Origin of the sequence: Mycobacterium sp. (genome assembly GCF_032162605.1) — a bacterium.
Classification (GTDB): Bacteria; Actinomycetota; Actinomycetes; order Mycobacteriales; family Mycobacteriaceae; genus Mycobacterium.
This window is the reverse complement of record NZ_JAVROT010000193.1, coordinates 1-7,607: the sequence shown is the minus strand read 5'-3', so window position 1 is coordinate 7,607 and position 7,607 is coordinate 1. Positions and strand designations below refer to the sequence as shown.

The window sequence follows — 7,607 nt, the reverse complement described above, 5'->3', positions numbered from 1 at the left end:
GCGGCCGGTGGGATCGTCGGGATTCGGCCGGGTCAACTCGTCGATGAACGGCCTGTGCAGGTCGTCGGGTCGTACGCCGAAGTCACGCTCGAGCTCGTCGAGGCTGCCATACACGTCGACTCGGGGGTAGGCCGGATCGTCGGACTTCCACACTGGGATGGGACTGCCCCAGTAGCGGTTTCGCGACACCGACCAGTCGCGCGCACCCTGTAGCCACTTGCCGAACTGGCCATCCTTGACGTGTTCGGGATACCAGGTGATCTGCTGGTTGAGCTCCACCATCCGATCGCGGAATTCGGTGACCTTGATGAACCAGGACGACACCGCTCGGTAGATCAGCGGATTGCGGCACCGCCAGCAGTGCGGGTAGGAGTGGTCATAGGTCTCGTGACGCAGCAGTACGGCACCGTTGGCTGCGGCGGGACCGCTTCCGTTCTTCAGGTCGCGGATGATCTGCGGGTTCGCGTCGAACACGTGCTGCCCGGCGTAGTCGGGGACCGTCGAATCGAAGCGGCCCTTCGAATCAACCGGGGTGACTGCTGCGATGTCTGCGACGTCGGCCGTCGCCTTGTCGTCCTCGCCGTAGGCGGGCGCCATGTGCACGATTCCGGTGCCGTCCTCGGTGGTGACGAACTCGCCGGGAAGGACCCGAAAGGCGTTGGGCGAGTCCATGAAATACGGGAACGGCGGCAGGTAGCCGGTTCCGAGCAGCTGTCGCCCGGAGTAGGTGGCGAGCACGGTGGGTTGTTCGTCGCCGAGTTCACGGGCATAGCCCGCCAAGCGCGCCTGCGCCAGGATGTAGCGCTTACCGTCGACCTCCACCACGACGTAGTCGACGTCGGGATTGACCGCGACCGCCTGGTTGGACGGCAGCGTCCACGGCGTCGTCGTCCAGACCAGCAGGTAGGCACCCGCGAGGTCACCGTCGGCCACCCGGAAGCCGACGGTCAGCGCGGGGTCCTGACGCGACTGGTAGACGTCGTCGTCCATGCGCAGCTCGTGGCTCGACAGTGGGGTCTCGTCGTTCCAGCAGTACGGGAGAACCCGGTAGCCCTCGTAGGCCAACCCCTTGTCCCAGAGCTGCTTGAACGCCCAGAGCACCGACTCCATGAAGGTGAGATCCAGTGTCTTGTAGTCGTTGTCGAAGTCCACCCAGCGCGCCTGCCGGGTGACGTAGGCCCGCCATTCCCGGGTGTACTTGAGCACCGATGCTCGGCACGCATCGTTGAACTTGTCGATGCCGAGCTCTTCGATCTGGCTCTTCTCGGTGATGCCGAGCTGACGCTGCACTTCGAGCTCGGCGGGCAGCCCATGGGTGTCCCAGCCGAATCGGCGCTCCACCCTGTACCCGCGCATGGTCTGGTAGCGCGGCACGATGTCCTTGACGTAACCCGTCAAGAGGTGGCCGTAGTGCGGCAGCCCGTTGGCGAACGGGGGGCCGTCGTAGAAGACGTATTCCTCCGCGCCGTCGCGCCGGTCGATACTGGCGCGGAAGGTGCCGTCGCGGTCCCAGTAGTCGAGGACCTCGACCTCGAGATCCGGGAAGCTCGGCGATCCACTCGCCGCTCTTGGGTAGGCGCTCACGTACGTCTCGTCTCCTGTGCCCATGGTCGTTCAGGCACGGGGACGACGTCGCGCCCGTGCGCGAACACCGCGGTACCACCCCGCTTGCGCACACGGGGTGCGCCGCTCGAGTCGGGCGCTGACGGGCCCACCCGTTCGGTTCTACTGAGCGCCGGCGAGACTATCGCGAGCGCTGTTCTTCCGAAGACTCCCCGGTGATGGCCGGATCGAAGCCGCTTCGAGAATACTAAGGCCTAGTGCGCCATTGCCAATTCGGCGGTGGCCATGCTGGTCGGCGTGGCCTCGGACGTCAGTTCGATGAGCGCCAGTGGGAACTGCTCGGCAAGCTCCTGCACGGTATAGGGCTCGAAGCTGCGCGTGTCGAACCACCAGTCCAGCGCGATGACGTCACCGTCGCGGTAGGCGCGGAGCTCGAGGACGTGGCCGAGGTGCGCCCGGGCCACCGCGGTGGCGCCGTTGGCGAACAGTACCTCCGACACCTCCTGCGCCCGCGGGTCCTCGGGCACGCCGTGAACGACGCGACGATCGCTCAGCGCTTCGAGAGTGCGGTGGACGCCCGAGAGCATCACGTCGGCGTCGACCTGCTCGGCGGCTGCGCACATCAGCACCATCGGATGCAGGCCGGTGCCGTAGCCGGGAACGTCGATGGCTACGGTGCCGCGTCCGATCGTGCGCTCGATGGCACGGCCAAGGGCAGCTACGAGGATCTCGTCACTCGTCAGCGCGAGCATTTCGGCGGCGCCGTCCAGCTCCTGGGTCAGCAACGCCGACAACGGTGCCGCCACCTTCTCGAGGTCCGCGGAGTTGGGTCGGCCCACGGCGTCGTAGTCGGTCAGCTGCAAGTTTGCGCGCGTCATGAAAGCGACGCTACACCGATGTCCCAAAAATGGGACACATCTGCCAAAACTGTGACGGCTGTGTCAATTAAGACCCGGATCTCCGGTTTGCGGATGGTACTGCCCAATCAAGGGAAGACCGTCTAAGCTGTAGCCGTGCCACGGACTGACGAAAACGGCAGGCAGTTAAAGACCTTGCTGGACTACCTGCTCGACGGCGACGTCGACGCCAAGGCGATCTACGACGCCCTCGGTACGTCCAGCAGCACTTATTACCGCCGCATCAAGGATGCTGATTACCCGAACGCCGAGGAAATGCGGCTGGTGGCGGACAGATTCAACCTCAGCTACCCCGACCTGCAGGTCCGGTTCGGTCTGATGAGCCGCGAGGAGGTGCGGAATTACCTCGAGTCCGCACCGCTGTCCGTCGCGACCATTGCCGATCCGGTCACTGAACGGCAAACGATCCACCGGCCGAGACTGCGCGATCTCACGCCGCGTCCCGACGCTCCCCCGCTATAGCGTTAGAATTTGCTGACGGAATACAGCTCGAAGGCGACATCTCATGGGTCTGGCAGTGCTCATCACCATCACGCTGGCGTGTATCGCGTGGAGTTTGTGGATCCGCCGTGTCACCTGGTCATGCCGATGGGAAGCTGCCGCCACCCTGAACATCGCGCTTCAGGGTGCGACGGTGTTGCTGATGTCGCCACTGGCGTCGGAGACCTTGGGCCACTGGCTGCATTCGCTCACCGGCATGTGGAACCTCGAGGACTACATCGGTCACGACCTCTACGTCGTGGCCGCGTCGGCGATCGTCTACAACGCCCTCGGCCGGTTGCAGGACGATCACGCCATGCAAACCACCTTCAAGCAGTACGTGGAGCGCCCGGCCACGCTGTGCATCCCCGTGCTCCTGGCGACGTTCTCGCTGGGCAACGGGGCGGCCATCTATCGGGCGGACTTCTTCGAACTACCCACCGACTTCTGGCTCAGTGCGTACTGGATATTGCTCTGCGGCACGCTCATCTACCTGCTCGGTTACGGATCGCGCGCGCTGCTGATCCTGCGGAAGGATCCTCGCTCCCGGACAGTCGCCAACGTCTATCTGGCCGCTTCGACCAGCGGCATCCTGGCCTGCGTCGTCCGCATCGTCACCGCGCTGGTGCCATCGCTGCAGCCGGTGGAGAACGGCACCCTGGTCTGGATCTTCGCCTGCGGATGCGGTGCCGGCTTCGCTCTCATGTCGGCACATTCGTGGCGCATCAAGACGAAGTGGTTCAGCAAGGCGAGCCACTGAGCACTTCGGTACCGCAGTCACATGCGTCGACCGAAGAGCACGGGCAGTTCATGGCCCATTCGATGATCTCCCTGGCGCGGACCAACGCCGTCATCTGAGCGTCGATGTCGGTCAGCTTGGCTTCTGCCAGTGAACGACTGGCCGGGCGTCCGGGATCGTCGTCGGTCAGCAGAATCCAGATCTCGTCGAGGCTGAAGCCCGCCGCCTTGCAGAGCCCGATCACCTCGAGTCGGGTGAGCACGGACTCGTCGTAGCGTCGGCGGCCTCCTACCCGGTCCGGGGTGCTCAGCAACCCTTCCTGCTCGTAGAACCGCAAGGTGGTGGCCGCAAGGCCGGAACGCTCGACGACCTCGCCGATGGGCAGGCTCATCGTGGCATCATCGGACCAGCTTGACTTAGAGTCAACTCGAGGTCGTTGAATTGCGGTATGACCCATGAAGAACTCCTCACCGCCCTCGCCTCGACCCGGTACGCGCAGCTGCGGACGTACCGTCGCAACAACAGCGCCGTCGACACCCCAGTCTGGTTCGTGCTCGACGGCGACCTGCTGACCTTCCGGACGAAACTCGGCCCGAAGACCCGCCGAATCGCCGCCCATCCGGCCGTCGAACTCTGGCCGTGCGACTACCGCGGCAGGTACGCCGAGGGAATCTCCATGGTGCGTGGTGAGGCGACGATCCTCGACGGCGCCGCTGCCGAGGAGGCCAACCGGGCGTTGCATCGCCGGTACGGCTGGCAGTACAACGTGGTGCCACTGCTCAACGTGCCGGGTGTGAAGAACGTCGATCACAACCTACCGCTGCGCGAGAAGCTACGCCGCGCCACCGCCAGGGATCTGTGGCCGGATAGTGCGATCGTCGCGGTGAAGCTCAACCCCTCCGATGCGAGAATCTCAGCACCAGGGAATGTTTCAACTCGGGACGACTCGCCGCGACGAGCGTGAGGATGACATCGCGGGCGAGCTCCTGCGCACTGCGTGGTGTTCGACGGGGTCGCGGTCACTGCACGTCTGTACCGCGTTGCCGCTGGCAACCGACCGAGGGGCCGGTCGACGAGGCCGCCGCGTATCACCCGGCGCTCGCGACCGTGCTCAGCGGCCCGTAGCCGCACCCGCCGCGCCGTCAACGCAGACTCGTATTCGATTCACAGTGAATGCCAGATACGTTGCTAGTTCTGCCATCAACTGCGCCGCGCGGCTGCGGCATATGCTCTACCGCACCGGCCACGTCACCTAAACGCGCGTCTCGTGTTCTCATTCCTTAAGCTCGACACACATTTTCCCGCAATGCCGTTGAGAGAGGCCAGCAATGCCAGACTCGTCGATTCCGGAGATTCTCCGCGAACGCGCAAGCCTGCAGCCGAATGACACGGCCTTCACCTTCGTTGACTACGAACAGGATTGGGATGGCGTCTCGACCAGCCTGACCTGGGCGCAGCTGTATCGCCGGACGACGAACCTCGCGCGCGAGGTCGGTGACATCGCCAAGACCGGTGACCGAGCCGTGATCGTCGCCCCCCAGGGCCTCGATTACCTGGTCGCCTTCCTCGCTTCGCTGGAGGCGGGGCTCATCGCCGTTCCGCTGTCCACCCCCATGGTGGGCGCACACGACGAGCGGGTCGGCGCGGTTCTGCTGGACGCCGCCCCCGCCGTGGTGCTGACCACCTCATCGGTGGCTGGCGTCGTGGCCCCCTACCTTCAGCCACGAGGCGACCGGCCCACGCCGACCCTGATCGAAGTCGACCGGCTCGAGCTGGACGGCAGGCATCGCGCCGTCCGCCGCAAGGAGGCCCGACCGACTACCGCATATCTGCAGTACACCTCGGGATCCACTCGAACTCCCGCGGGCGTGATGGTGACCTACCGGAACCTGTCCGCCAACTTCGAACAGATCATGCGCGACTTCTTTCCCGAGTACGGGAAGGTCGCACCGCCGGGTACCACCGCGGTGTCCTGGCTCCCGTTTTATCACGATATGGGGCTGATCCTGGGCGTGTGCGCCCCCATCCTCGGTGGCTGGCAGACGGTGATCACCACCCCGTTGTCGTTCCTCGCCAGGCCGGCACGGTGGATCCAGTTGCTGGCCGGCAGTCCGCTGGCGTTGACGGCGGGGCCCAACTTCGCCTTCGAGCTGGCGGCCGGACGGACGTCCGACGAGGACATGGCCGGACTCGACCTCAGTGGCGTCGTCGGCCTCATCAGCGGTGCCGAGCGTGTTCACGAGGCCACCCTCAAGCGCTTCGTCCAGCGGTTCAGCCGTTTCGGCCTGTCCAACAGGGTGATCAAGCCCTGCTACGGCCTGGCCGAAGCGACGCTCTACGTCGCCACCCGCGAGCCCGACGACGTGACGAAGATCGTCAACTTCGATCTGGACCAGTTGTCCGAAGGCCAGGCGCGGCCCTCCGGTGGCGACGGCGCCACTCCCCTGGTCAGCTACGGAACGCCGGATCCGGCCGAGGTGCGGATCGTCGACCCCGACGAGCGCGCGGAATGCGCGCCGGGGAGGGTCGGCGAGATCTGGGTCCATGGAGACAACGTGTGCCTGGGCTACTGGGAGAAGCCCGAACAGAGTGAGCAGACGTTCAACGCCAGGATCGTCAGCGCGGTCGACGGCGTCTCGGAGGAGTCCTGGTTGCGGACCGGCGATCTGGGGTTCATTCACGATGGCGAGCTGTACGTCGTCGGACGCATCAAGGACCTCTTGATCGTTCGGGGTCGCAACCATTACCCCGATGACATCGAGGCCACGATCGGAGAGGTGACGGGCGGCCGCGTGGCGGCGATCTCGGTGCAAGACGATCGCAGCGAACAACTGGTTGCCATCATCGAAGTCAAGAAACGCGGCACCACCGAGGAAGACATCCAGCAGGCGTACCAGACTGTCAAACGCGATGTCACGTCTGCGATCTCGACGGCGCACGGCATCACCGCCGCCGACCTCGTGCTGGTGCCGCGTGGGGCGATTCCGATCACCACCAGCGGCAAGATCCGACGGTCTGCCTGCGCCGACCACTACCGCAGGGATCAATTCACCCGACTGGACCGCGGATTGGAGGCGGTTAGTGCTGGGTAGCCCCTATTCGCGAAATTCCGCACGTTCTTGCACTGAAATCGTTGGAGTTCAATATGATTGACGATCAGCGTGATCGAGTTACATAGCCTCGCAAAGTCGTTCAGCGGGTCGGTTCCCGCGTTGCAAGGCGTAAGCTTCAGCGTTCCCACCGGTTCCATTTGCGCGCTGCTCGGCCACAATGGCGCGGGTAAGACGACGACGATCAAGATCTTGTCCACGTTGATCCGGCCCAGCTCTGGACGAGCGATCGTCGCCGGCTACGACGTCGCCAGCCAGCCTGCGCAGGTGCGAGCCAACATCGGAGTGACGGGCCAGGAGGCTGCACTGGATCTCCTGCTGACGGGGCGGGAGAACCTCATTCTGTTCGGCCGCCTGCGTGGGCTGAGGCGCAGGCTGGCCAAGATCAGGGCCGATGAACTGATCGAGCAGTTCGATCTCGTCCATGCAGCGCATCGTCCGGTGCTGGACTACTCGGGAGGGATGCGGCGTCGAATCGACATCGCGGCCGCCCTGGTGCTTCCGCCCAGAGTTCTCTTCCTCGACGAGCCAACGACCGGTCTCGATCCCCGCAGCCGTCGCGACGTCTGGTCGCTGGTCGCCTCGCTGGCCTCCCAGGACGTCACCGTGTTGCTCACGACCCAATACCTCGAAGAAGCGGACGTGCTCAGCGATTCGATCGTGATCCTCGACTCCGGCCGAGTCATCGCTTCGGGCACTGCAGACGACCTCAAGCGCCGCGTCGGGTTCGGATTCTGTCAGCTCACTCCTGTCAACGCCTTGGACCTCCCTCGCGTCGCACACGCGCTGGCGGACTTC

General features: G+C 64.8%; 8 protein-coding genes. 5 read left to right on the top strand and 3 right to left on the bottom strand.

What is annotated here, in order from left to right:
• Together QOI01_RS12100 and QOI01_RS12095 are read right to left on the bottom strand one after the other, a co-directional pair.
• Positions 1 to 1,584 (bottom strand): isoleucine--tRNA ligase (locus QOI01_RS12100; protein WP_526381173.1); only part of this gene is annotated, 1,584 nt, incomplete at its 3' end.
• Between the two features lie 233 nt (positions 1,585 to 1,817).
• Positions 1,818 to 2,441: a hypothetical protein gene (locus tag QOI01_RS12095; protein ID WP_526381172.1), complete on the bottom strand. Its 624-nt coding sequence runs from the start codon at positions 2,439 to 2,441 to the stop codon at positions 1,818 to 1,820.
• Between the two features lie 135 nt (positions 2,442 to 2,576).
• Here QOI01_RS12095 and QOI01_RS12090 point away from each other — a divergent pair, with 135 nt between their 5' ends.
• Positions 2,577 to 2,942 carry an XRE family transcriptional regulator gene (locus tag QOI01_RS12090; protein ID WP_526381170.1) on the top strand — a complete coding sequence of 122 codons (366 nt, stop codon included), beginning with the start codon at positions 2,577 to 2,579 and terminating at the stop codon, positions 2,940 to 2,942.
• 43 nt (positions 2,943 to 2,985) lie between these two features.
• Positions 2,986 to 3,720, top strand: a complete 735-nt coding sequence (locus tag QOI01_RS12085; protein ID WP_526381168.1) for a hypothetical protein — start codon at positions 2,986 to 2,988, stop codon at positions 3,718 to 3,720.
• Here QOI01_RS12085 and QOI01_RS12080 read toward each other — a convergent pair.
• Positions 3,701 to 4,090: a MerR family transcriptional regulator gene (locus QOI01_RS12080; RefSeq protein ID WP_526381166.1), complete on the bottom strand. Its 390-nt coding sequence runs from the start codon at positions 4,088 to 4,090 to the stop codon at positions 3,701 to 3,703. The two genes, QOI01_RS12085 and QOI01_RS12080, sit on opposite strands and share 20 nt — an antisense overlap.
• Positions 4,091 to 4,147: 57 nt before the next feature.
• Here QOI01_RS12080 and QOI01_RS12075 point away from each other — a divergent pair, with 57 nt between their 5' ends.
• The 3 genes from QOI01_RS12075 to QOI01_RS12065 all read left to right on the top strand — a co-directional run.
• Positions 4,148 to 4,663 carry a PPOX class F420-dependent oxidoreductase gene (locus QOI01_RS12075; protein ID WP_526381164.1) on the top strand — a complete coding sequence of 172 codons (516 nt, stop codon included), beginning with the start codon at positions 4,148 to 4,150 and terminating at the stop codon, positions 4,661 to 4,663.
• Between the two features lie 364 nt (positions 4,664 to 5,027).
• Positions 5,028 to 6,791 carry a fatty-acid--AMP ligase gene (locus QOI01_RS12070; RefSeq protein WP_526381162.1) on the top strand — a complete coding sequence of 588 codons (1,764 nt, stop codon included), beginning with the start codon at positions 5,028 to 5,030 and terminating at the stop codon, positions 6,789 to 6,791.
• Positions 6,792 to 6,860: 69 nt separating this feature from the next.
• Positions 6,861 to 7,607, top strand: a 747-nt coding sequence (locus QOI01_RS12065) for an efflux ABC transporter ATPase subunit, DrrA-related (RefSeq protein ID WP_526381160.1), incomplete at its 3' end; no start/stop codon positions are given.